The 21,897-nt window shown below is 69.7% G+C and carries 23 protein-coding genes; 12 read left to right on the top strand and 11 right to left on the bottom strand.

Annotation, left to right across the window (positions count from 1 at the left end; genetic code table 11):
- Positions 1-141 precede the first annotated feature (141 nt).
- Positions 142-456 (top strand): CPCC family cysteine-rich protein, encoded by a 315-nt coding sequence (locus ACSMXV_RS14135; RefSeq protein ID WP_473178930.1) that lies wholly within the window; start codon positions 142-144, stop codon positions 454-456.
- A 920-nt stretch (positions 457-1,376) separates the two neighbouring features.
- A complete protein-coding gene (locus ACSMXV_RS14130; protein ID WP_473177974.1) occupies positions 1,377-1,949 on the top strand; it encodes a DUF1963 domain-containing protein in 573 nt (190 codons plus the stop codon).
- 136 nt (positions 1,950-2,085) lie between these two features.
- On the opposite strand, the gene ACSMXV_RS14125 is transcribed toward ACSMXV_RS14130, so the two are convergent.
- Positions 2,086-2,382 carry a GYD domain-containing protein gene (locus ACSMXV_RS14125; protein ID WP_181659740.1) on the bottom strand — a complete coding sequence of 99 codons (297 nt, stop codon included), beginning with the start codon at positions 2,380-2,382 and terminating at the stop codon, positions 2,086-2,088.
- Positions 2,383-2,781: 399 nt separating this feature from the next.
- Between ACSMXV_RS14125 and ACSMXV_RS14120 the strand changes: the two genes are divergently transcribed.
- Together ACSMXV_RS14120 and ACSMXV_RS14115 are read left to right on the top strand one after the other, a co-directional pair.
- A complete protein-coding gene (locus tag ACSMXV_RS14120) occupies positions 2,782-3,012 on the top strand; it encodes a response regulator transcription factor (RefSeq protein ID WP_473177973.1) in 231 nt (76 codons plus the stop codon).
- Positions 3,013-3,505: 493 nt separating this feature from the next.
- Positions 3,506-4,483 carry a serine hydrolase gene (locus tag ACSMXV_RS14115; protein ID WP_473177972.1) on the top strand — a complete coding sequence of 326 codons (978 nt, stop codon included), beginning with the start codon at positions 3,506-3,508 and terminating at the stop codon, positions 4,481-4,483.
- A gap of 217 nt (positions 4,484-4,700) precedes the next feature.
- Here the strand turns inward: ACSMXV_RS14115 and ACSMXV_RS14110 are convergent, their stop codons facing one another.
- Both ACSMXV_RS14110 and ACSMXV_RS14105 read right to left on the bottom strand, forming a co-directional pair.
- The gene (locus ACSMXV_RS14110) at positions 4,701-4,877 is read right to left on the bottom strand and encodes a hypothetical protein (protein ID WP_181659735.1); all 177 of its coding nucleotides are present in this window, start codon (positions 4,875-4,877) and stop codon (positions 4,701-4,703) included.
- Positions 4,878-5,078: 201 nt separating this feature from the next.
- Complete coding sequence (locus ACSMXV_RS14105; RefSeq protein ID WP_473177971.1) at positions 5,079-5,423, bottom strand: hypothetical protein; 345 nt, start codon at positions 5,421-5,423, stop codon at positions 5,079-5,081.
- 244 nt (positions 5,424-5,667) lie between these two features.
- Between ACSMXV_RS14105 and ACSMXV_RS14100 the strand changes: the two genes are divergently transcribed.
- Together ACSMXV_RS14100 and ACSMXV_RS14095 are read left to right on the top strand one after the other, a co-directional pair.
- Positions 5,668-6,168, top strand: coding sequence for an FBP domain-containing protein (locus ACSMXV_RS14100; protein ID WP_473177970.1), 501 nt, complete (start codon positions 5,668-5,670; stop codon positions 6,166-6,168).
- Positions 6,169-6,372: 204 nt separating this feature from the next.
- Positions 6,373-6,642, top strand: coding sequence for a DUF2277 domain-containing protein (locus ACSMXV_RS14095; protein ID WP_181659732.1), 270 nt, complete (start codon positions 6,373-6,375; stop codon positions 6,640-6,642).
- Positions 6,643-6,674: 32 nt separating this feature from the next.
- Here the strand turns inward: ACSMXV_RS14095 and ACSMXV_RS14090 are convergent, their stop codons facing one another.
- The 5 genes from ACSMXV_RS14090 to ACSMXV_RS14070 form a co-directional block, all read right to left on the bottom strand.
- Positions 6,675-7,304 (bottom strand): DedA family protein, encoded by a 630-nt coding sequence (locus tag ACSMXV_RS14090; RefSeq protein ID WP_473177969.1) that lies wholly within the window; start codon positions 7,302-7,304, stop codon positions 6,675-6,677.
- Positions 7,305-7,508: 204 nt separating this feature from the next.
- Positions 7,509-7,967 (bottom strand): DoxX family protein, encoded by a 459-nt coding sequence (locus ACSMXV_RS14085; RefSeq protein ID WP_473177968.1) that lies wholly within the window; start codon positions 7,965-7,967, stop codon positions 7,509-7,511.
- 47 nt (positions 7,968-8,014) lie between these two features.
- A complete protein-coding gene (locus tag ACSMXV_RS14080) occupies positions 8,015-10,378 on the bottom strand; it encodes an FAD/NAD(P)-binding protein (protein ID WP_473178929.1) in 2,364 nt (787 codons plus the stop codon).
- A 326-nt stretch (positions 10,379-10,704) separates the two neighbouring features.
- On the bottom strand, positions 10,705-12,360 hold the full coding sequence (locus ACSMXV_RS14075) for an alkaline phosphatase D family protein (protein ID WP_473177967.1): 1,656 nt from the start codon (positions 12,358-12,360) through the stop codon (positions 10,705-10,707).
- A gap of 164 nt (positions 12,361-12,524) precedes the next feature.
- A complete protein-coding gene (locus tag ACSMXV_RS14070) occupies positions 12,525-13,169 on the bottom strand; it encodes an HNH endonuclease family protein (RefSeq protein WP_181659728.1) in 645 nt (214 codons plus the stop codon).
- A 409-nt stretch (positions 13,170-13,578) separates the two neighbouring features.
- Here ACSMXV_RS14070 and ACSMXV_RS14065 point away from each other — a divergent pair, with 409 nt between their 5' ends.
- The gene (locus tag ACSMXV_RS14065) at positions 13,579-14,163 is read left to right on the top strand and encodes a TMEM165/GDT1 family protein (protein WP_473177966.1); all 585 of its coding nucleotides are present in this window, start codon (positions 13,579-13,581) and stop codon (positions 14,161-14,163) included.
- 119 nt (positions 14,164-14,282) lie between these two features.
- Positions 14,283-14,948: an HAD family hydrolase gene (locus ACSMXV_RS14060; protein ID WP_473177965.1), complete on the top strand. Its 666-nt coding sequence runs from the start codon at positions 14,283-14,285 to the stop codon at positions 14,946-14,948.
- 334 nt (positions 14,949-15,282) lie between these two features.
- Here the strand turns inward: ACSMXV_RS14060 and ACSMXV_RS14055 are convergent, their stop codons facing one another.
- Positions 15,283-16,350 carry a peptidoglycan-binding domain-containing protein gene (locus ACSMXV_RS14055; RefSeq protein WP_473177964.1) on the bottom strand — a complete coding sequence of 356 codons (1,068 nt, stop codon included), beginning with the start codon at positions 16,348-16,350 and terminating at the stop codon, positions 15,283-15,285.
- Between the two features lie 242 nt (positions 16,351-16,592).
- Between ACSMXV_RS14055 and ACSMXV_RS14050 the strand changes: the two genes are divergently transcribed.
- Positions 16,593-18,662: an MFS transporter gene (locus ACSMXV_RS14050; RefSeq protein ID WP_473177963.1), complete on the top strand. Its 2,070-nt coding sequence runs from the start codon at positions 16,593-16,595 to the stop codon at positions 18,660-18,662.
- Between the two features lie 74 nt (positions 18,663-18,736).
- Here ACSMXV_RS14050 and ACSMXV_RS14045 read toward each other — a convergent pair whose 3' ends face one another.
- Positions 18,737-19,246, bottom strand: coding sequence for a GNAT family N-acetyltransferase (locus ACSMXV_RS14045; RefSeq protein ID WP_473178928.1), 510 nt, complete (start codon positions 19,244-19,246; stop codon positions 18,737-18,739).
- A gap of 290 nt (positions 19,247-19,536) precedes the next feature.
- Here ACSMXV_RS14045 and ACSMXV_RS14040 point away from each other — a divergent pair, with 290 nt between their 5' ends.
- Together ACSMXV_RS14040 and ACSMXV_RS14035 are read left to right on the top strand one after the other, a co-directional pair.
- Positions 19,537-20,238, top strand: a complete 702-nt coding sequence (locus tag ACSMXV_RS14040; RefSeq protein WP_473177962.1) for a hypothetical protein — start codon at positions 19,537-19,539, stop codon at positions 20,236-20,238.
- A gap of 5 nt (positions 20,239-20,243) precedes the next feature.
- A complete protein-coding gene (locus tag ACSMXV_RS14035; RefSeq protein WP_473177961.1) occupies positions 20,244-20,546 on the top strand; it encodes a hypothetical protein in 303 nt (100 codons plus the stop codon).
- A 159-nt stretch (positions 20,547-20,705) separates the two neighbouring features.
- Here the strand turns inward: ACSMXV_RS14035 and ACSMXV_RS14030 are convergent, their stop codons facing one another.
- Positions 20,706-21,110, bottom strand: coding sequence for a DnaJ family domain-containing protein (locus ACSMXV_RS14030; protein WP_473177960.1), 405 nt, complete (start codon positions 21,108-21,110; stop codon positions 20,706-20,708).
- A gap of 155 nt (positions 21,111-21,265) precedes the next feature.
- Here ACSMXV_RS14030 and ACSMXV_RS14025 point away from each other — a divergent pair, with 155 nt between their 5' ends.
- Positions 21,266-21,658 (top strand): FHA domain-containing protein, encoded by a 393-nt coding sequence (locus tag ACSMXV_RS14025; protein ID WP_473177959.1) that lies wholly within the window; start codon positions 21,266-21,268, stop codon positions 21,656-21,658.
- Positions 21,659-21,897 lie beyond the last annotated feature (239 nt).

Genomic DNA, 21,897 nt, shown 5'->3' with positions numbered 1-21,897 from the left:
TGACGGTCTCGACGGCCTGCCCCCGTACCAGCGACAATGCAGGTCGCCCAGATCCGTCGCAAGAGCCAGGGCAATAAGAAGGCCGCTGAAAAGGCATAGGCGTGCACGACATCCCTGGGTCAGGATGCAGCCGTGACCTTCATGATTGTTCGCGGCAGTGTCGAGGACGGGCCGTACCGCTGCCCGTGCTGCGGCTTCATCACCCTCGCCGAGCGTGGAACCTTCGAGATCTGCGATGTCTGCTACTGGGAGGACGACGGCCAGGACGAGCACGACGCCGAAGTGGTCCGCGGCGGCCCGAACCACGGCCTCAGCCTGCGGCAGGCGCGCCAGAACTTCGAAGCCAACGGAGCCTGCAACGAGTACTGCGCCCAGTTCGTACGCGACCCCTTGCCCGAGGAGCACCCGGACAGCGGCACGCCGTACGGAACCGGCACCCTCTACTCGTGGTCGTGACATCCATCGCTGACATCAACGACGTTGAACAGCAGCGAACTACGTCGGGCACGGACGGCTCAGCCAGCATGCTCGAAGCACGCCCGACCGCACCTCCGAGGCCCTACAGATGGAACTCCTAATGCGGTGGTCTGCGAGGGGCGCCGCCGTTCGGCTGGCAGACTGGCCGCTTGCCGTGGGGACTTCGGGCAGGGAGCGTGATGAGCAGGCGCACGAAAGGGTGGCTGATCGGCGGTTGGCTCGTGTTGGTTGTCGTCAGCTGGTCATTCACGGAGTCGATCAACGACGGGATTGAGCCAACGTCGGGTCCGAGGCCGGAGCCGTCGTCATCGAGTTCCTCTTCGGGATGTTCGGCGCCGACACCGACACCGTCGGCCGATGCGGAGCGCGACGTCATTGCCTACGCCGACGCGGAGCCCGATTTCGTTGCCAAAGGGGTCTCCTGCAAGACGTCAGACTGACGCCATAACCGCGATGAGGCGTACACGGCCCTTGCCCTCGCGACAGAGGTGAGTGTCTAACTGCGTGACAACGCCGACGCACAGCGGCGGACAACCACGCACACCTGTGGACCATCGCAGCAGGTGAGCGGCACACCTGCCCAAGGTCGAGCGCCCATCCAAGTTGCTTCGGGACGAAGAGGTAGCTTGCCCAAGAGCTGGAGCTATTGATCCGAGGAGGCCCCGCCCGTGGCACATAGCTTTGCAGGCCCACCGTACGACTTGGATGACCTGATCCCCGAGCTCGCGGCTCTCGGCCGGCGGACGACGCTACTGTTGCCGAAGAGCGGGTCTCCCGAGGTCCGGGAGAGTTCCCTGGGCGGCCCCTTGCTCTGGCCCGCTGATGAAGCCTGGCCCTCCTGCGAACAACCGGGACACTGGGCTTGGCCCAACGAGAAGAACCCGGCCGGGACGGTCTCCATGGTGCCGGTGGTCCAGCTCTTCGCACGAGACGTGCCGGAGCTCTCGTTCCCCGAAGGCATGGACGTACTCCAGCTGGTCTGGTGCCCGTTGATCCATCCTCGGGACCAGGCCTGCGCCGCACTGCCGAAGCTCTACTGGCGCAGCGAGGCGGACGTGCTCACCACCGGCATGCTCCAGGACGTCCCCGCCCCGCAGGAGGGAGAGTACGAAGAGGAGTTCATGCCCAGTCCGTGCGCTGTGTCCCCCACCCCGGTGGTGGAGTATCCGAACTGGGACCTGCCGCAGGAGCTTCGGCAGACCTTGCGGCCCCGCATCGAGGAGCTCGAAGAGCGCTTCGGTATGGAGTACACACTGTTGGCGTGTGCGCTGCAGAACAAGGTCGGTGGGTATCCGGCCTGGAACCAGCCGCCCGATTGGCCGGTCTGCGAGCGCGGTCACCGCATGGAGCACCTGCTCAGCGTTACCCCAGAGGAAGACCTGGACATGGTCATGGGCGACCTCGGAGGCATCTATCTCTTCCTCTGCCGCCTGTGCCCCGAACTGCCCTACGCGCACCGCTACGACTGCTAGAGCGCAGCCACGGTGCCTACGAGAGGCGTGCCAGACACGTGCCAGATCATGCGGGCAGGCTCGTGCATTTCCAGGGCGAGGGCCCTCGACCTCTCAGGTCCAGGGCCCGTTCGCATTTTTCAGGTCTGGCATGTCCTCAGCCGGCGGCCTTGGCGATGATGCGATCCATCTCCTCTCGGCCAAAGGCCCGCAGGGTCGTGGTACGGACGTTGCCCACCCCGCCGAGCTGCAGGAGGGCCGCGGTGGCGGTTTCGTCGTCGGGCGCCTCGACGACGGCCACGAGGTCGTAGGGACCGACGGTCCAGTAGATGTTCAGGAGCTTCGCCCCGAGCTTCTGTGCCGCTGAGGTGAAGGCCTCGGCACGCTTCGCGGTGTCCTTGTAGTTTCGGATCCCTTGATCGGTCCAGTTCAGCAACGTGACATACGTCGGCATGATCTTTCACCTTTCATGAGGGAACACATCGAGGTTAATCCTGGGCGTAACCGCCGAAACATGCACAAGATGTGCGCCCGGCGAGCCAGAAGGCCCAGGTCATCCAGTACGAGTCCGGAGGCCTGGTCCCCTTGTCTTTCGCGCCCCTGAGGGGCGCGAGCCACTTGTGGGCCAGATGGGACAGGAGGGGCCGCACAAACCCCCGATCTGATCGTCATCGCGCTGCGGCGCGCCTGCTGGCGGGCCCTGTGACACCTCTGTGACAGATCGCGGACGCCGTCATGAAGTCGCCCGTGCAGGCTTTTTTGAAAGAGGACAAATGACCTTATTCGGACATTTGCCTCCTGCTTCCGAGGGTGTGAGCAGCGATGACCGAGCCGATCCGCCGGAGAACATCCCATGAGCCTCACAGACACCATGCCGAACGTCGAAGCTTCCGCACCTTCGCTGGCTCCGCGTGAGCGGGAGACGCTGCGGCATATCGCCGAAGGGCGCACCTACGTGCAAACGGCCCGCCACATGGGACTCTCCAAGCACACGGTCGACGCGTATCTCCGCCGTATCCGGGCCAAGCTCAACATCAACAGCACGGCCGAACTCACCCGAGTGGCCATCTCCCTGGGGCTGTAACGCCGGCCATCTCGTGACGGCGGTGCGCAACCGTCCGCGCACCCACCAGTACGAACCCCGGAAGATCCATCAGTGCGAAGACCCAGAAGACCCGCCAGTGCGAAACCCAGAAGATCCACCAGTGCGAAGACCCTCAGCCGATCGAGGCTGGGGGTCTTTGGCATCCAGGCTGGGGGTCTTTGGCATCCAGCCCGGGCTCTTTGGCGTTCAGAGCAGGGCGAGTTGGTCGAGCAGTGCTTCGCGGTCGAGTCGGGTGTCGCGGGCGATGGTGCCGGCGGTGACGGATTCACCGGGGTGTGGTCGCGTCTAGGCCTACCGGCTTACCCGACAAGCCAGGCGCATCCCGGGCTTGTAATGTCGGCCGCAGGCGCCGAGCTGCACCGAATTGCCAGAATCGATACTTACCAACCTTGCTGTGGACGATATCGGGCCGGGTCTGCTGTCGTGAAGCTGAAGCTCGCTGGTGGGCCGGAAGATACGGAAAGGGAAAGAATTGGCGCTCAGCAAGATGGCTTCAAAGGTGACATTAGGAGTAGTCGTCGCGGCGGTCTCCACTTCGGCCGTCGCTCCTGCTGCCACGACAACCGTATCCCGTGAGACACGGCACATAATATTCGCGTTCCAGCGACTCAAGGGCGGGCTCGTTGAATGCTCATCCGCAAAACCCGGACTGGCGAACCTTCTCACTCGGGACATAGCGAAGTCGCTGGTGAGTCGCGACAGTCGCGCCTCGCTGGCGCTGTATGACCGAACCACCCGTACCTCCTGCACGTACGGCGCGGACAAGCACTACGACTCTGCGAGTATCGTCAAGCCGATAATACTGGGGGCACTGCTCCTGGAAAAAGGCGTCGACCTGTCCGAGGGTGAGCAGGACCTGGCCAGGGAGATGATAGTGAGCTCCGACAACGATGCGATGTACACCCTGTGGGAAAACCTGGGCCGCAAAAGGATCCAGAGATTTCTGGACAAGGCCGGAATGAAGAACACCATCCTCGACGAAGAGGATTTCATGGGCCTGACGCAGGTCACAGCAAGGGACCAGGCCAGACTTCTTGAGCTGCTCACCGCCGACGACAACTCGGTCCTGAACGCGGAAGAGCGCACCTACCTCCTGGGCCTCATGCACGACGTGCAGAAGGATCAACGGTGGGGAACTCCCGCCGGGGCTCCCCCGGACGCTGCCGTACAAGTCAAGAACGGGTGGCTTCAGCGTTCCCAGACCGGGCGCATGGATCCCTGGGACCGAGGGGACTGGAAGGTCAACAGCATGAGCGCCTTCACCGGCCGTGCCTACGACTATGGCCTCGTGGTCCTCACCGAGAACAACAGGGTCCCTGAAGGCGAGTCGGCACAAGTGGGTTGGGACTACGGCATGAAAACGGTTGAGCGCGTGGCAAAGGCCATTCACCATGACTTGTACCCGGATCGGACTCCCCGGGTCTCCCAGGCAGTCAAAGTCGATAGGTGAACCGCCGTAGGCGCAGGTGAACTTGGGATTCGCGAACTTGGGATGCGACGTCAATGCGGGCTCACGCGATAGGCGTGAGCCCGCATCGAGGGTGTGGCCCTTCGGCGGCTCCGGTTACCTGGGCCGTGAAGGGCCAGGGACCGGGGACCGGTGGCGACGTTTCGGTCGTTGCGAGACGGGCAGTCGCGCACCGGTCGATGCAGTGCCGATGGGCGCGTTAGTCCAGGTCCCGTTCGATCTGCTGCTCCCGGACCTGCTCCTGGCGCTGGGTCTCGAGGTTCTGCACGGTGTAGCGCGCCTGCTGCCCGCTGCCCTGGACGTCCTGGATCACGCCCGACTGCTTCTGGTTCATCTCGTCCCGGTATTCCACCCGGTCGCCCTGGCGGTGCGGCATGGTTGCCTCCCAGTGTGATGTAGGTCGGAGAGGGCTGGCCCGGCTTGTCACGGCCGGCCGCCCCGTCCGTGCGCCTGCGGCTCCGAGGCGCCTTGACCAGGACACCTCCGCGTCGATGGCGCGGCAACCGGTGTCGGCCGAACAGGGGAAATCTCGGGGACATCGCGCCGTGTCGGTTGCCTTTTCCCAACCGGAGGGCTATTAGTCCGCGTTCGGCTCCCGCTCCTCGTGTGTGTGCTTCAGCTTCATGCGGGCATCCACCGCGTCCGGGCCCGACACTTCCGACCAGAAGCGGTGGCACGTCACGAACACCGCGAGTTCTCGTTCGCGTTGGCGGAGCTTCTCCACCTCGGCCTGTTCGTCCGCCGTCCAGCCGGGGGAGGCAGGGCGCTCCACCTTGCGCCAGCCGGTGTCGTCGCTGAAGCCGTCCAGGGGTTCGACCGACCAGGGCAGCCGCTTCAGCAGGGCCAGGAGTTCTGCCCGGACCTGATGCAGCTCCTCCTGACCGGCTAGGAGGTCGCTCGGGAAGTCATGGGTCACAGACACGCCGCAATGCTACGCCTGTTCGATTTTTGGATGCGAGTTCCTTCTGGGACTTCATGCGAACGTGTCGATCCGGGCGTAAGCCGCTCGTACAGAGCTCGTACAGAGGGTGAGAGGCGGGCAGCGGGAGACGAGGCCCGATGCCGTCGTCGGGCCGTTCCCTGGTGGCCGCACCGCGGCTGGGCGTGTCCCGGCACCCGAAAATCAGGAGACTTCCGCCGCCGTCCGCCGGTAGCCTCTCGTGATCATGGAACCGATCGACGAGAAGGCCATACGGGCATCCTTCGCCAACTGCTCGAAGGGCGAGGCGAAACGCATCAGCCTTCCTCGGGGACTGTCCGAACTGCCCTGGGCGGACATGGACTTCCTGGGCTGGCGCGATCCGGGCGCGCCGGACCGCGGCTATCTCGTCGCGGTACGTGACGACCGGCTGGTGGGGGTCACGCTCCGTGCACCGCAAGGCATCCGGCGTGGTTTCACCAAGACGACCGTGTGTTCCCTGTGCCTGACGGGACATCCCGGCACCGGAGTGTGTCTGCTGGTTGCGCCGCGGGCGGGGGTGGCGGGGCGGCAGGGAAATACCGTCGGGGCGTACGTGTGCGCCGACCTGGCCTGTTCGCTCTACCTGCGGGGCAAGAAGCAGACAGGGCTGCGTGTGCCGTACGAGGAGACCCTGCCGCTCGAGGACAAGATCGAGCGCACTCTCACCAACCTCGATGCCTTCCTCGACAAGGTTCTCGCCGGCTGAGTCCAGAGCTGAACCTGCTGCTGAGTCCAGAGCTGAACCTGCTGCTGAGTCCGGGAGCTGAATCCGGCCGCTGAGTCCGAGAGCTGAATCCGGCGCGCTGGGCCCGGGAGCTATCCGAGGCCGCTGATTCCGGCCGTTGGATCCGAAGAGGACTGCCGCCGGGGTTCCGGGCCGATTGTCAGTGGCCGGGGTGACACTGGACGCATGTGCCGCAGCATCAAGACGCTCCGTCCGCCCGTACTCCCCGAAGAGGCCACCGGGGAGGAGATACGGGCCGCCGCGCTTCAGTACGTGCGGAAGGTCTCCGGGTTCCGTGCCCCGGCCGCCCACAACCAGGAGGTGTTCGAGCGCGCCGTCGACGTGATCGCCGAAGCGACCGCGGAGCTGCTCGCCGGACTGGAGGTACGGGGGCAGGGGCGGCGCGCCGAGGGGACCGCGCCGCGAGAGGCGGCCGCGGTGGCAGACACGGCCTGACGCGCGCTGCTACGTACGGGTCCGCCGCAGCTTCAGCCTGCCGGGACCTCTTCTGCCTCAGCGGGCCGCCGCATCACATAAGCCGCCACAGCACCCGCGCCGACCAACGCGGCGAACGAGACCGCCGTGGCGAGCCATGTCGTGCCCAGCCACTGGGCGCCGAAGTAGCCGAGGCCGACGCTGTAGGCGGCCCAGGCGGTGCCTGCCAGGGCCGACCAGGGCAGGAACTCGCGGACCTTGCGGTGGGCCGCGCCTGCGCCGAAGGAGACGACCGAGCGGCCTGCCGGGGCGAAGCGGGCGAGGACGACCAGGGCGCCGCCGCCGCGGGCGAGTGCCGAGCCGAGTCGTTCCTGCGCGCTGGCGAGACGGCGCGAACGGGCGATGGCGCGGTCCAGGCGTTCGCCGCCGCGCCAGGCCAGCCGGTAAGCGACCAGGTCGCCCAGGACCGAGGCGGTCGCCGCGGACAGGATGAGGACCAGGATGTCGGGGACCTGCCCCGCCTGCTCCGTCTCGGCGCCGGAGCCGGCCGCCGCGGCGGTGGCTGCGGCGATCACCAGGACACCGCTCGGCAGGACGGGGAGGAACACGTCGAAGAGGATGGACAGGGCCACCACGGCATAGATCCATGGGCTGCCGGTCAGCGACCCCACACTCTCCAGCACCGAAACTCCCCAGTCGACAGAACAGCGCCGCGATGTCGCGGGGAGCGGCAGGGGCGGCCTGATGACAGCCATACAGCGTACGCGTGAGCGTCAACCCGGATTAACCGGGGCTCGCTTGTCCGTGACGGCCGGGAACGGCGACGGCACCCGATCCCGCGTATGTGTACGCGAGCGGGCGCCGTCGTGACGCGATGAGCCGTTCCGTCAGGCCGTGACCGGTGAGCGCTTCTCCGAAGCGTTCGCCGTCTCCTGCGCGTCCGTGCCACGGGACGCGAAGAGGCGGTCCAGGCCGAGCGCGCCCGAGCCGGTGAAGACCAGCAGGAACATCGACCAGCAGTACATCGCCGCGAGCTCGCCGTCGTTCTGCAGAGGCCACAGCGCCGACGGCTGGTGGACCTTGAAGTACGCGTAGGCCATCGCGCCCGACGAGATGAAAGCCGCCGCGCGGGTGCCAAGGCCGATCGCCACCAGGCCGCCGCCGACGAGTTCGATCACGGCCGCGTACCAGCCGGGCCACGTGCCCGTCGGGACAGTGCCGCCGCCCATCGCTCCGCCGAGGACGCCGAAGAGCGACGCGGCGCCGTGGCAGGCGAAGAGCAGGCCGACGACGAACCGGAACAAGCCGAGGGCATAGGGCTGGGCGCTGTTGAGACGTCCAGTCATGGTGGGTGGTCTCCTTCGGTTGGGGACGAACCGAGCGAGCCCATAGGTTAGGCGGGCCTTACCGATGCTTGCAACTTCAACATTCGGCCACCGGTCCGCTGCGCAGGCAACTCCGCTTTCGCTTCCGGTTCCGCGTCGCCGCGCAGGCCGGCCGCCGTGCGCAGCACCTCGCGGGCCACGGCGTCGGCGTCCGACAGCGTGACCGAGTCCACACCCGGCCTGGCCCCGGCCGCGGTCACCCAGTGCACCCCCTCCGTGGGCACCCCGAAGGCGAACCGTCTGGGGTGGGGCCGGCCCTGCCGGTCGATCAGACGGTAGGGGCGCGGTGTTACGTCCAGCCCCCCGGTTTCGTAACGGCCGACGGAATGCGGCCGGCACTGGGCCGTCTTCAGCAGGCGTGCGAGCAGTTCGTCGGCCGTACGTCGCAGGTCCGGTTCCGGTAGCCGCGCCTCGACGAGCGTCGTGACGCGGACGACGGAGCCGGGCACATCGGGGGAGTGTGCGGCGAAGGCGCCGTCCACCGGGCGCACCTCCAGGCGTGGGCCCAGCACCTCCAGCACGCCCGCCTCGATCAGTGCCGCCATCTCCTCGATGCGCCGCCGGGGCGGGCCGATCGACAGGAAGGCGTTGAGCGGGGTGTACCAGCGGTCGAGGTGGTCGCGGCGGGAGGAGTCGGCGAGGCCCCCGTGGTCGATGATCTGACGCAGTTCGTTGCGCAGGTCGCGCAGCACGTCGAGGGCCGCCTTCACCGGGCCGGCGACATTCCCGAGCGCCGCCTGCGCCGCGTCCTCCCGCAGATACGCCAGCAGCCAGTCACGGAAGTCGCCGGGGCCGGAGAAGTCACGGTCGCCGTACGGGCGCGAGATCCTGTCCCACGACCAGCGGTCGGCGGCCGCGATCCCGAACTCATCGAGCACGAGGGCCTCTTGGGGTCCCCGGTGCGCGGTGGCGAGAAATCGATCGCGGAATTGTTCCGGGGACCGGCGGGGGGAGTGCCCCGGGGGCCGGCCGGGCGGGCATCCCGGCGTCCCGCCCGCAGAGTTTCCCGGCCCCTCGCCCACGGGGTCTCCCGGCGTCCCGCCCGTGGACCCTGGTGTCCCGCCCGTGGACCCTGGTGTCCCGCCCGTGGACCCTGGTGTCCCGCCCGTGGACCCCGGTGTCCCGCCCGTGGACCCCTCCGTCGCCCGGCCCGTGGAGCCCCCCGGTGTCCGACCCCCGGTGCGCCGCCCCAGGCCGGTGTCGTCCCCGCCCCCGTACCCCTGCCGGTACCCGCGCCCTTCGCCGCGCCCGATCCGGCCCGCGTCCGGGTCCCCCCAACCCGGTCTCCGCGCCAGCAGCGCCTCGTAGTAGACCGTCTCCACTTCCTTGGCGACCAGCGGCCATATCTCCGTCAGGAAGTCCGGCGGATCGCCGGAGGCCGCGCGTTTGCGGAAGCCCGCTATCGCGTCGGGCGTCAGGACGGCCGGCTGGTGCCGACCGTAGGGGCCCTTGGCGTTGTCGCCGCGGGCCTGGTACGGGATGCCGCGCCGCGACCCCGCGTACAGCCGCGGCTCGCGGCCGGACGGCAGATAGCGCAGCCCGCGGTCGCCGGGCACGTAGCGGCCGCCGCGGCTCTCGGTCAACAAGGCCATGTGATCGAAGAAGTTGAGGCCCAGGCCGCGCAGCAGAACCGGTTCGCCCGGGGCGACGGCCGACAGGTCCAGGTCGGCGGGGTTGGCGGGCGCGAAGTGGCGCAGGTCGTGCCGCCGCGCGTGCTCCGCCAGCCGCTCCTGGGCCGGGCCGCCGACGACCGGCAGATGACCCTGGGCCAGCACGACGGCAGAGAGGCCACGCAGCTCGACGCCGCTGTCGAGTACGAGGCACTGGCGGCCGTCCGGTTCGTCGTCGAGCTTGACCGCGCGCGCCGTGTGCACCTCGACCCGCACCGCGGGCGGCGCGCCCCGCACCACCTCGCCGAAGACCCATTCCAGGTAGTGCCCGTAGCAGGCGCGCGTCGGATAGTCGTCCGGTCCGAGGCCGTACGCCGAGCCGCTGCCTCCCTTGCCCCCGCTGCCCCCCATACAGCCGCTGCCGCTGCCGCCGCCGCTCTCGCCGTCGCCGCCGCTCTCGCTGCCGCCCCGAACGTCTCCCCGGTCTCCCCGGTCGCCCCGGTCGTCGCGGTCGCCCCGGCCGTCGCGCTCGGCGGCCCACTCGTACAGGCTGGGGCCCGGTCGCACGGGCCCGGAGCAGTCCACGCTGTCGTCCGTGAAGAGCGTCACCTGCGAAGCGACCGTGTTCATCAGCAGTTCGGACGGCTGTGCGGTCCGCCAGACGCGGCCGGCGCCGGGCGGTGACGGGTCGATGACGTGGACCGTCAACCGCGTCCCCGGCGACAGCAGCTCGGGCGCGGAGGCGCAGAGGCGCTCCAGCACACTCGTGCCGCGCGGTCCCGCCCCGACGAGGGCGACGGCCGCGCGGGTCTGCCGGGGACCGGGGCCGTCGGGAGGTCCTGAGGGGTGGGGGGTCGCGGCGGTCAAAAGCGTGGCTCCCGGAGCATGTGCGGCTGCTTGTGTTGCGGCTGTGCTGCCTGTGATGTGGTGGCTGCTGTCGTACAAGAGGTCCGCCGGAAGCGGACGGTCCGGCTCATCATGCCGTCGGAACCCGGGGCAGCCCTACCGATTGGCAGATGCCCGGCCCTCGGTGTGGGCCGTGTCACGGGCAACACACAGCATCGCAGTCATCGCACTCAACTCGGGCGTTAACGCGTGAGTTCGGACTCCTCCACCCGTTCCAGACGCGGCACGCCGCCACGCCGCCCCGTACGCGCCTGTTCCAGCCGCAGCGCCGCCGAACGGCCGCGCAGAGTGAGCGTCATCAGCTGGTTGCCGAACCAAGGACCACCGGTTTTCCGCCAGTTGATCGTCGTCTGACCGTTACGTGCGTGCCGTGCGAAGCGCCGCCCCAGCGCCTGTCCCATGCGGCTCCAGCCGAACCGGAAACCGATCCTGATCGACGCAGGGATGGAGTTGTGCACGGGCGAGCAGGTCAGCTGCAGCACCCGGGCGTCCGGACCGCGCCCCTCCTGCCAGGACGGCTCCGCGGCATACGCATGGTGGACGTCCCCGGACAGCACGCAGACCGTGGCCGGCGCTCCCGGACCCGTACCCGCCTCGGCGATCAGCGCGGTCAGCGCATCGAAGGACGCGGGAAAGGCCGCCCAGTGCTCCAAGTCGGCGCGCCTGCGCAGGTCTTCCGCCATACGGGCCCAGCGCGCGCCCCGCTCGCCGCGGCAGAGCGCGGCGTTCCACGCCTCGGCGTCATGGACGAGAGGGGGCAGCAGCCACGGCAGCGACGTGCCGATCAGCAGGTGGTCGTAGGACCCGTGGGCGTCCAGGGCCTGTTCGCGCAGCCAGTTCGCCTCGTCGGCGTCGTGCATCGCGCGGTTGGCCTCGTCCAGGACGCGTGCCGCCCGTGTGTCGACCATCAGCAGGCGTACGCGGCCGAAGTCGCGGCGGTAACTCCAGCGGACCGACGAGGGGTGGGAGTCCGCACGGGCGGCGAAGGACCGCAGCACCTCGGTGCCGTCGGGCGTCGCGCGGACCGCCGTATACAACTCGTCCCGCTCCAGTTCGTCCGGCGGGAGATTGCCCAGGTGCTGATGGACCCAGTACGACATGAGGCCGCTCAGGAGGCGCTCGCGCCACCAGGGCGTGGCCCGCATCGCGGCGAGCCAGGACTCGCTGGTGTTCCAGTCGTCGATCACGTCGTGGTCGTCGAAGATCATGAGGCTGGGGACGGTGGACAGCAGCCAGCGCATCTCGGGGTCGAGCCACGACTCGTAATAGAGGTGCGTGTACTCCTCGTAGTCCGCGACCTCGGTGCCGGGCGGTTCGCGCAGATCCCGGCGGGCCGCCAGCCAGCGGCGGGTGGCCTGGGAGGTCTCGTCCGCGTACACCTGGTCGCCCAGGAGCAGCAGCACATCGGGCCGCTCGGCGGCGGGGTCCGCGGCGAGGCGGGCGGCCAGGGTGTCCAGTGCGTCCGGTCCCACCGGGTCCTTCTCGTCCGCAGGCGCCGCGGCCCACCGGCAGGAACCGAAGGAGACCCGGAGCAGAGAGGCCTCGGCCGCGGAGTCGTCGGGCGTACGGATCGTGCTCGGCGGGAACGGCGAGTCCGGCAGCGGCCACACGGGGGTGCCGTCCAGCGTCACCTCGTACGCCGTCTCCGTGCCGGGTGTGAGGCCGGTCACCTGGACGAGCGCGTAGTGGTGCCCGGCGATCTGGAACGTGCGCGCGCGGCCCGACGACCCGTCGGCGCAGCGCACCTCGGCCGTGCACGGACGGCTCGCCTCGACCCATACGGTCGCCGACGAGCCGTCGACATATCTCAGCAGCGGTCCCAGGCGCAGCCGTGCCATGGTGATCACCCTCCTCCGTCGCCCCGTACGGTACGGAACGACGGAGGCCGGCGGGGAGGTTCCGGTGAACGGCTGCCGACGATCTGCGGCCGCTCAGGGTGATCGATTCAGCAGCCGCTGAGGACGAACGGTGATCGAATCAGCGGCCGCTGAGAACGAACGGTTCAGCAGCCGTTCAGGGTGCTCTGCAGTGCGCTCTTCTCCGCGGAGTCCACCGAGAGGCCGTAGTAGTACTTCACCTGGACCCAGGCGCGGGCGTAGGTGCAGTGGTACGAGGTGCGGGACGGCATCCAGGTGGCCGGGTCCTGGTCGCCCTTCGACTGGTTGACGTTGTCCGTGACGGCGATGAGCTGAGGACGGGTCAGGTCGTTGGCGAAGGCCTGGCGGCGGGACGTGGTCCAGCTGTCGGCGCCGGAGTCCCAGGCCTCGGCGAGCGGGACGAGGTGGTCGATGTCCACGTCGGACGCGGCGTACCAGGTCGCGCCCTCATAGACGGAGTACCAACTGCCGCTGGTCGCGGCGCAGCTGGAGTCCTGCACGACGTTCGTGCCGTCGCGCTTGAGGACGACCTCACGGGTGTTGCAGGTCCCCGACTGCGTGATCCAGTGCGGGAAGAGGTCGCGGTTGTAACCGGTGCGGTCCTCGGTCGCGACGGTGAGAGAGGCGAGGTAGGTGCGGGCTGTGGTGGCGCTCACAGGGGTGGGGAGGGCGGCCGAGGCTGCCGGACCGTTGAAAAGTCCGGTCATGGCTATCAGCCCGGTGAGTCCGGCGAGTATGCTGAGTCGTCGACGCGCGTAGATCTTGGGCATGCGAACTCCCTTGTAGTGGGGGGTTGTTGACCGTGCAGAGCGCGTTCAGGGTGGCGGCGCCAGGTTTCGAACGGATGCGCGCCAGGTTAGAAAATAGTGACGCGAACATGACACAACAAGGGGTGTGTCGTTCCCGTTGCGGTCACCTCGGGACCAATGGCCCATGCACCCAATGCCTCGACGTCCCGTACGATGGACGGCGCAGAAGGGGAGTAGCCCGATGCCGGACCGTCGACATACTGCTCAGCTCGTCTGAGCCGGCGCCCGGAGGCAGGCCTTGCGGCCGGCCGGCGAGACCTTCGGCAAGCAGTGCCCGTGCACACAACCGTGTGCGTCCATGTGCGCTGCCATGCCGAGGTGTCGCATGTGAGCAACCTCTCGGCGGGCGGCCCCGACCGATTGAGGAATCTTGATCAGCATCAGCGTGATGGCGCTTGTCTTCGGCGTCGTCTTCCTTGCCGAACTGCCGGACAAGACCGCACTGGCCGGACTCGTCCTCGGCACGCGCTACCGCGCGTCGTACGTCTTCGCCGGTGTCGCCGCCGCCTTCGTCGTCCATGTCGCGCTGGCCGTCGCGGCGGGCAGTGTCCTGACCCTGCTGCCGGACCGGATCCTCCATGCCCTCACCGGTGTGCTGTTCCTCGGCGGCGCCGCCATGCTGCTCCTGCAGAAGGGCGGGGACGAGGGCGACGAGATCCGCAAGCCGGAGAACCAGGGCTTCTGGAAGGTCTCGGGCGCGGGCTTCATGCTCATCCTGGTCGCGGAGTTCGGCGATCTGACGCAGATCATGACGGCCAACCTCGCCGCCCGCTACGACGACCCGCTCTCCGTCGGACTCGGTGCCGTGCTGGCGCTGTGGTCCGTGGCCGGCCTCGGCATCCTCGGCGGCCGGGCGCTCATGAAGCGGGTGCCGCTGGCGCTCATCACCAAGATCGCGGCTCTGCTGATGCTGGGGCTCGGCGTGTGGAGTCTGTACGAGGCGGTGGCGCCCTGACGGATTCGTTTTGTATCGTGGAGGAACAAAGTGGCTCCGCCCGCTCACCCTGACCGGCGGGCGGGGCCGCTTGACCTCCCGGACTCGTCCGGAACCCCCTCTCCCTTGGAGCTCTGCCGATGACGGCGCACCCCACCACCGTTCTGACCGCACGTGCCCTCCTCTTGGACATGGACGGCACCCTCGTCAACTCGGACGCGGTGGTCGAGCGCTGCTGGCGGCGCTGGGCGGACGGGCACGGGCTGGACTTCGACGAGGTCATCAAGGTCGTCCACGGGCGGCAGGGGTACGCGTCGATGGCGCTGCTGCTGCCGGAGCGGCCCATGGAGGAGAACTACGCGGACAACGCCCGCGTCCTGGCCGAGGAGACCGCCGACGTCGAGGGCATCGTGGAGATCGCCGGGGCCGGCGACTTCCTCGCCTCCCTTGCCGGGCTGCCGCACGCGCTCGTGACGTCGGCGGATGTGGCTCTGTCCACGGCGCGGATGGCTGCGGCTGGGCTGCCGCTGCCGCCGGTCCGGATCACCGCCGAGTCCGTCGGCGCGAGCAAGCCGGATCCCGAAGGGTTTCTGAAGGCCGCCGCCGAGCTGGGTGTCGACCCCGCCGACTGCCTGGTCTTCGAGGACTCCGAGGCGGGGATCCTGGCGGGACGCTCCGCGGGGATGCGGGTTGTGGGGGTCGGCCCTCGGGCAGCCCAGTACGGGCCGACGGTGCATGTTGCGGATCTGTCCGGGGTGCGGGTCGAGGGTGGGGCCGATGGGGTTGTGCGGGTGCGGGTGAGGTGACGGCGCTCGGCCGTCGGCCGTTCGGCCGTCGGCCGCCGTCCGGCGGCCCGTGCCGGGCCGGGTATCACCGTGCGGTGCCGTACGCCCCCGGGGGCGGCCCTGTCCGACGGGCGCAGGTAACACCGCACGTTGTCGTGCGTCGTGGGTTGTGCCCACCCGTTCCTCCCCCAGTGCCTTAAGAGCCTGCGGGGACCTCCACCGGAACGATTGCCCACAACGGGCCAACGGGGTGCCCCCGCGACGCGAAGCCCCACCTGCCTCCGGGCGCCACGCCACCTGAGGGACGTGCCGGTGGCTTCGGAGCCGTAGGGGAACCCGACGGCGTCGGGTTCCCCTACGGCTCCGACGTCTCGCTTTCCAGGCTTCGCCGCGTCTGCGGCCCATACGTCCCGTTCTCGTGGATCCCGCGCGCCCGCTGGTAGCGGCTCACCGCGTCCTCGACCGGCCAGTCGTACTCCCCGTCCGCCTCCCCTACGTACAGCCTCAACTGCTGCAGGCGCTTCTGCAGTTCCACGACCTCCGGCCCCTCGTCGCCGCGCCGCAACACCTGCGAGCCCCCGTCCCGTTCCGTGGGCGTCGAGCTGTTCGTGGCCGTCGCGCTGGTCGCCGACGGTGACGGTGCCGCCGTCGCGCCCGCCGCCGACCGGGACGACGATGACGTACTGCCGCTCTTCGACGGAGACGGCGACGAGTCCGGAGACGAGGAGCGCGCCGGGGACGGGTCCGCCGACGCCGAGGCGGACCCGGAGACGGACTCGGACGCGGCGCGCGACGTCGGCGCCGGGTCGACGACGTCGGGCACGCTCATGCGGGTGTCGTCCGGCAGGGCACTGCCCCGGTCCGGCTTCTCGTAGGAGAACAGGCCGCTCGCGACGGCGCCGGTGGCCAGCACGGCGACCACCGACCCCACCGCGCCGACCAGCGCGAGACGCCGACGCGTCCGGGGTCTGCCGACCGGTTCGCCGTACGGCTCATCCTCATACGGTCCAGCAGCCGCGGCAGACGCCCCGCCCGACAGCGCGGCCGGCTGTCCGGCCGAGAGCGCGGCAGGCTCTCCGGTCGGGTGTCCGGCCGACTCGTCGGCCGGGTACTCCGCGAACACCTCCGCCGCCGCGAACAGATCCACATCCGCCGGACTCGGCGCCACACCCGCTGCACCCGGCTGGAGCGTCGTGCCCACCCCTGGCGCGGCGCCCGAAGGGCCGGCAGGACCGGAGGCCGGCGAGGCGACGGGCCCGGAGTCCCGAAGGGCGTCGTGGCCCGAAAGCGCGACGTAGGGGCGGATGCGCAGGGGATGGAAGTCCTCCGCCGCAGCCACGTCGGCGGACCTGGCCTCCCGTACGGCGTCCGCCGACCGCTCGGCGCATGTGCAGGCGGCCGCCCCTTCCTCGTCTCGTGCCATGCCGCATTCAGGACACTGCTGTCCGCTCGTGCTCACCGTCCGGACCCCTCCCTATGAGCTCCAGCGATTATGCAGATCCTGTGGAGGGCGGCGCAGGCGCTTAGGAGGACTCAACAGGCCATAACGGGTGACACCGACCACGATGGAGAGGAACAGGCCCCAGGCCGCCGCAGAGAAGCAGGCCCCAGGCCACCCCCAGGCCATCGGAGAGAAACAGGCCCCCAGGCCACCAGGAGGTGTCCATGTCCCAGGACGTGAGCGACACACACCCCGCCGGGCATGGCATAGGCCAGGAAGGCCATGTCCAGGGCGGGGTGCTCGCCTCGATCGGCGCGTTGCTGCTCGGCATGCTGCTCGCCGCGCTCGACCAGACCATCGTCTCCACGGCGCTGCCGACCATCGTCAGCGATCTCGGTGGGATGGAGCACCTCTCGTGGGTCGTCACCGCCTATCTGCTCGCCTCGACGGCAGCGACCCCGCTCTGGGGCAAGCTCGGCGACCAGTACGGCCGCAAGAAGCTGTTCCAGGCGGCCATCGTGATCTTCCTGATCGGCTCGGCGCTGTGCGGCATGGCGCAGAACATGCCGGAGCTCATCGGGTTCCGCGCGCTGCAGGGGCTCGGTGGCGGCGGGCTGATCGTGCTGTCGATGGCGATCGTGGGCGACATCGTGCCGCCACGGGACCGCGGCCGTTACCAGGGGCTGTTCGGCGCGGTCTTCGGCGCGACGAGCGTACTGGGGCCGCTGCTCGGCGGGCTGTTCACGGAGCACCTGAGCTGGCGCTGGGTGTTCTACGTCAATCTGCCGGTCGGGATCGTGGCGCTGCTCGTGATCGCTGCCGCGCTGCACATCCCGCGGCGCGCCACCCCGCACACCATCGACTACCTGGGCACGTTCCTCATCGCCTCCGTCGCCACCTGCCTGGTGCTGGTCGCCTCGCTCGGCGGCACCACGTGGGCCTGGGACTCGGCGCAGATCATCGGTCTTGCCGTGCTGGGCGTCGTGCTGGCCGTCGCGTTCGTGGCCGTGGAGCGCAGGGCCGCCGAGCCGGTGCTTCCGCTGAAGCTGTTCCGGATCAGGACGTTCACGCTGTCCGCGGTGATCAGCTTCGTCGTCGGGTTCGCGATGTTCGGGGCGATGGTCTATCTGCCGACGTTCCTGCAGATCGTGCACGGCATCTCGCCGACCCTGTCGGGCCTGTACATGCTGCCCATGGTGGCCGGCCTGCTGCTGGCCTCCACGGCGTCCGGTCAGATCGTCAGCCGCACCGGACGCTGGAAGGTCTTCCCGGTCGCCGGCACGGGCATCACGACGCTCGGACTCCTTCTGCTGCACCAGCTCGACGAGAACAGCGGTACGGGCGAGATCAGCGCGTTCTTCTTCGTGTTCGGCTGCGGACTCGGCCTGGTCATGCAGGTGCTGGTGCTCATCGTGCAGAACGCGGTGTCGTACGAGGACCTGGGCGTCGCGACGTCAGGGGCCACCTTCTTCCGCTCCATCGGCGCGGCGTTCGGCGTCGCCATCTTCGGCACGATCTTCGCGAGCCGGCTCGGTGACAAGCTGACGAGCGCGTTCGCCGGCCGCCAGCTGCCGCCCGGCATCACCCCGGAGACGCTCGAGGCCGACGCTCGCGGCATCGCGCTGCTCCCGGCCGCGCTCCGGCCCGCCGCCCTGCAGGCGTACGCGTCGGCGATCACGGACGTCTTCCTCTACGCGGCGCCGGTCGCCCTGGTCGCCTTCGTACTGTCCTGGTTCCTGCACGAGGACAAGCTGCGCGGCTCGGTGACGGCGCCCGACACGACCGAGACCCTCGCCAGCAACCCCGTCGAACGGTCGTCGTACGACGAGGTGGCACGCGCCCTGTCCGTGCTCGGCACGCGCGAAGGACGCCGCGAGATCTACGAGAAGATCACCGCGAAGGCCGGCTACGACCTGCTGCCCGCGGCGAGTTGGCTGCTGCTGCGCATCAACCGCTACGGCTCCGCCGAGCCGGGCGTGCTCGCCGAACACAGCGCCGTACCGCTGAACATCATCACGGCCGCGGCCCGCCAGATCGAGGAGCGGCACCTCGCCGTACGCGAGGGCCTGACGCTCCACCTGACGGAACAAGGGCGCAGGGTCGCCGAGAAACTGGCGCAGGCCCGCGAGGAGTCCCTCGCCGAGCTGCTCGGCGACTGGTGGACCCGCGACCGCCCCACCGACCTCGCCCAACTCGTCCGGGAACTCAACAGGGAGCTGTGCGGCAGCGATGCGGAGCGGCCGCACGACGGACCGGTCCAGAAGCGGCCGCACGGCGTCGAGGCGGGCGTCTGAGCCGCCAGTTGCCGCCAGTTCCGGGTGCCCCCGGCCGGGACTCCTGGCCGTCAGCTCCCGCTCGGTCCGACCGGTCAGCCCTCGGCCGCCAGCCTCTTGCTGAACCAGTGCTCGGCGTATTCGCTCGTGTTGTACGCCTCGATCTCCTCGTAGCCGTGGCGGGCGTACAGCGCGCGGGCCTCCACCAGGTCGTGCCGGGTGTCCAGGACGACGCGGTCGGCGCCGAGTGCGCCGGCAGCGTCCTCGGCCGCCGCGAGCAGGAGGGCCGCGCCGCCCTTGCCGCGCATCTCCTCGCGTACGAAGAACCGCTTGAGCTCTCCCGTCGAGGCGTCCAGCAGCCGCATCCCGGCCATGCCCGCCGGCTCCCCGTCGTACCGCGCGACCAGCAGTACCCCGCGGGGCGGGACGAAATCGGACCCGGGGTCCGCCGCGATCTCGCGCTCCAGCTCGTCGGGCGGCGTCGAGTGCCCCGCGTGGAGCTCGTACCAGCGGTCGCTGACCTCCGTGTAGTACGCGCGCCAGAGGGCGGCCGACACGGGGGAGTCGAACGCCTCCGGAGCGATGGTCCACGGCCCCTGTGCCATGTCGGCCGTCTCCGGCGAGTGAGGCGTTGTGCCCGTGATCCTGTGGGCCGTCGTGCCCGTGATCCTGTGGGCCGTCGTGCCCGTCGCGTCGCTCATGGCGCTCATTGTCGGGGCGGGCCCGGCGGCGGGCGCAAGCGGATTACGGACGAGGTGGCCTGCCTGGACCGGCGCCCGGCGGGACTGCGGGCCGGAGACGGGCGGGCGCCGTTTGAGTGCGGGTATCCGGGCAACCCGGCGCAGGGACAGGAGCTACGACAGACCATGCGAAAGACCCAGGAGGGCAGCCGGCCATGTCAGGCCTGACCATCGCGCTGATCGTGATCGCGGTCGTGATCGTGCTCGCCGCCATCGGAGCCTTCGCCGCCACCGCCGTGCTCGGAAGCTCGCGCGGACTGAAGCGGCGCTTCGGACCGGAGTACGAACGGACGGTCGCCCGTCACGACGGCGACACCAAAGCAGCGGAACGGGACCTCACGGACCGCGTGAAGCGGCACGGCTCACTCCGTACGCGCCCCCTGGAACCCGCCGCGCGGGAGGCGTACGAAACCCGCTGGACGGATGCGCAGGAGCGCTTCGTCGACTCGCCGGGCGACGCGGTGACCGAGGCGGACCGGCTGCTCGCGGAGGTTGCGACGGCGCGCGGGTTCCCGGACGGCGTGCACTACGAGGAGCAGGTGGCCGCCCTGTCCGTGCACCACGGCACGCACGTCGACGGCTACCGACGGGTGCACCGGGTGGCGCGGGCCGGGACCACCGGCGGCACGCAGAGCAGCCTGTCCGGCACGGAGGAGATGCGCGCCGCCATGCTCGACGCGCGCGCCCTCTTCGACGACCTGGTGGCGGAACACGGCACCCGCACGGGCCGGTCCGAGGGACACGGCACCGGCCGCAGCAGCGCCGCGGACGCCACGGGCCGGTCTCGCGAGGACCGCGGGGGCGGGCGGTTCCACTCCCTGTGGGCCTTCAACCGGCATCACCCGAAGAGGAGTTGAGCGGCATGGCCGACTACGAGGGCACGGGGGCGCTGCTACCGCCTGATGAACGCGACAAGCTGACCGCCCGTCTGCAGCACGCTGTCAACGCGTTCGTCGACAGCCCGAGGGGCGCGGTCGAGGAGGCCGACGAGGTCCTGCACGAGGCGGTCAACCGCGTGACGAAGACCCTCGCACACCGCCGCCGTACGATCCGCACCGCCTGGCAGTCCATGGGCGAGGGCGAGGAGCGCACAGCGGACACGGAGCAGCTGCGCCTGGCGTTGCGGGACTACCGGCAGACGGCGGAGCGGCTCCTCCGCCTGTGACGGGCGAGCGCCCGCGCCGACGGTTTGCGCCGACGGCCCGGGCAGCGCTCCGGACAGCGGTCCGCCGGTCGGTGGCGGCGGCCGGCGGACCGCCCTCGAGCGGCCCCTGCTTGTTGGCAGGGGCCGCTTTGTCGTACGAGCTCCTGCCAACGGCCGAGCTCACCGCTGCCGGCGCTCGTGCCAGTCCCTCACCACGGCCTCGACGTCGAACGGCGCCAGACCCAGCAGAGGGCCGGGCGGCGGCCGGCGCAGCGCTTCGCTGATCTTGTCGTTGATGTCGGTGATGATCCGCCGGACCACGTGCTCCGACGGTGCCGCGGCGGCCGCGGCGCGGGCGTCCTCCGCCTCCTTGCGCAGGGCGAGGGTGGGCGGTAGATGGGAGAGGCCCTCGCGGGCCATCTTCTGCTTGACCCACCACATCTCGTCGTACGAGGTGTCCGGGCCGGCCGGCAAGGGCTTGCCGGCCCCCGGAAGGCGGGCGAAGTCGCCGCGCTCCTCCGCCTCGCGAATCTGCTTGTCGATCCAGGACTCGAAGCTGACACCGGGTGGCTTGCGCTCGGTCATGTGTTCATTGTCTCAGAGGTGAAGCTTCGTCCCGGAGGGGCGGCGGGCGGCTGTGTCCTGTGTCACCCCCACGGGCCCGGGTGCTCGCCAGCGGCCTATCATGCGGCCGCGGCGCGGCAACCGTGCCCGGACTTCGGCGATTTGAAGGAGCGCACGTGCTCGAGCTCACCATGGCCTCGGTGTCGGACGCGGACGCAGGGGCTACCGCGGGCATGACCATCGCCGAAGCGCCGAGCGCCCCGGGCGCCGTGCTGCGCGTGGGGCGGGACAAGAGCGTGTGCCGGCTGGTCACGCCCGACGACTGGCTGTTCGTGTCGCGCGTACACCTGGAGTTCGTCTGCGGACCGGACGGGACCTGGACGGTCACCTGGCTGCGCGGCTCGCAGCCGGACCCCTCGTCGGAGATCCGGCTGGTGATGGGCGGGGCAGCCCAGCCCGTCGGGTACGGCGCGACGGTGTCGCTGCCGCGCGGCGGCTCCGGCGAGCTGATCATCGCCGACCGGAGCAGGCCGCGCAGTGTGAACGTGGGGTTCTACCACGAGGGCTGAGGCGGCCGGAGGCTTCAGTTCACTCCTCCACACGGGCCAGCACGAACCCGTCGTAACCCTTGCTGCCGACGGGCCCTTGGACCGGCCTGGGGGCTGACTTCCATCACGGGCCTTGGGCGGAAACCCATTCGCCGCGCATCATCGACATCCGGTCAAATGTCCGGAGGCAGTCAGGTGAATCGGGGGTGGCGTGCGTCTCACTCCCAAGGTGATGCGAGGCTCCTCGGGGGCCCTGAGGC

The organism is Streptomyces sp. DSM 42067 (genome assembly GCF_055792885.1).
Note: the sequence above shows the minus strand (reverse complement) of the source record. Positions and strands in the feature narration are given on the sequence as shown.

Coding starts and splice junctions, on each gene's coding strand:
- ACSMXV_RS14055 (WP_473177964.1), bottom strand. CDS start 16,350: ATGGCACGAGACGAGGAAGGGGCGGCCGCCTGCACATGCGCCGAGCGG.
- ACSMXV_RS14075 (WP_473177967.1), bottom strand. CDS start 12,360: ATGGCACGGCTGCGCCTGGGACCGCTGCTGAGATATGTCGACGGCTCG.
- ACSMXV_RS14050 (WP_473177963.1), top strand. CDS start 16,593: ATGTCCCAGGACGTGAGCGACACACACCCCGCCGGGCATGGCATAGGC.
- ACSMXV_RS14125 (WP_181659740.1), bottom strand. CDS start 2,382: ATGCCGACGTATGTCACGTTGCTGAACTGGACCGATCAAGGGATCCGA.
- ACSMXV_RS14120 (WP_473177973.1), top strand. CDS start 2,782: ATGAGCCTCACAGACACCATGCCGAACGTCGAAGCTTCCGCACCTTCG.
- ACSMXV_RS14040 (WP_473177962.1), top strand. CDS start 19,537: ATGTCAGGCCTGACCATCGCGCTGATCGTGATCGCGGTCGTGATCGTG.
- ACSMXV_RS14095 (WP_181659732.1), top strand. CDS start 6,373: ATGTGCCGCAGCATCAAGACGCTCCGTCCGCCCGTACTCCCCGAAGAG.
- ACSMXV_RS14035 (WP_473177961.1), top strand. CDS start 20,244: ATGGCCGACTACGAGGGCACGGGGGCGCTGCTACCGCCTGATGAACGC.
- ACSMXV_RS14135 (WP_473178930.1), top strand. CDS start 142: ATGATTGTTCGCGGCAGTGTCGAGGACGGGCCGTACCGCTGCCCGTGC.
- ACSMXV_RS14085 (WP_473177968.1), bottom strand. CDS start 7,967: ATGACTGGACGTCTCAACAGCGCCCAGCCCTATGCCCTCGGCTTGTTC.
- ACSMXV_RS14045 (WP_473178928.1), bottom strand. CDS start 19,246: ATGGCACAGGGGCCGTGGACCATCGCTCCGGAGGCGTTCGACTCCCCC.
- ACSMXV_RS14070 (WP_181659728.1), bottom strand. CDS start 13,169: ATGCCCAAGATCTACGCGCGTCGACGACTCAGCATACTCGCCGGACTC.
- ACSMXV_RS14110 (WP_181659735.1), bottom strand. CDS start 4,877: ATGCCGCACCGCCAGGGCGACCGGGTGGAATACCGGGACGAGATGAAC.
- ACSMXV_RS14030 (WP_473177960.1), bottom strand. CDS start 21,110: ATGACCGAGCGCAAGCCACCCGGTGTCAGCTTCGAGTCCTGGATCGAC.
- ACSMXV_RS14130 (WP_473177974.1), top strand. CDS start 1,377: ATGGTGCCGGTGGTCCAGCTCTTCGCACGAGACGTGCCGGAGCTCTCG.
- ACSMXV_RS14100 (WP_473177970.1), top strand. CDS start 5,668: ATGGAACCGATCGACGAGAAGGCCATACGGGCATCCTTCGCCAACTGC.
- ACSMXV_RS14060 (WP_473177965.1), top strand. CDS start 14,283: ATGACGGCGCACCCCACCACCGTTCTGACCGCACGTGCCCTCCTCTTG.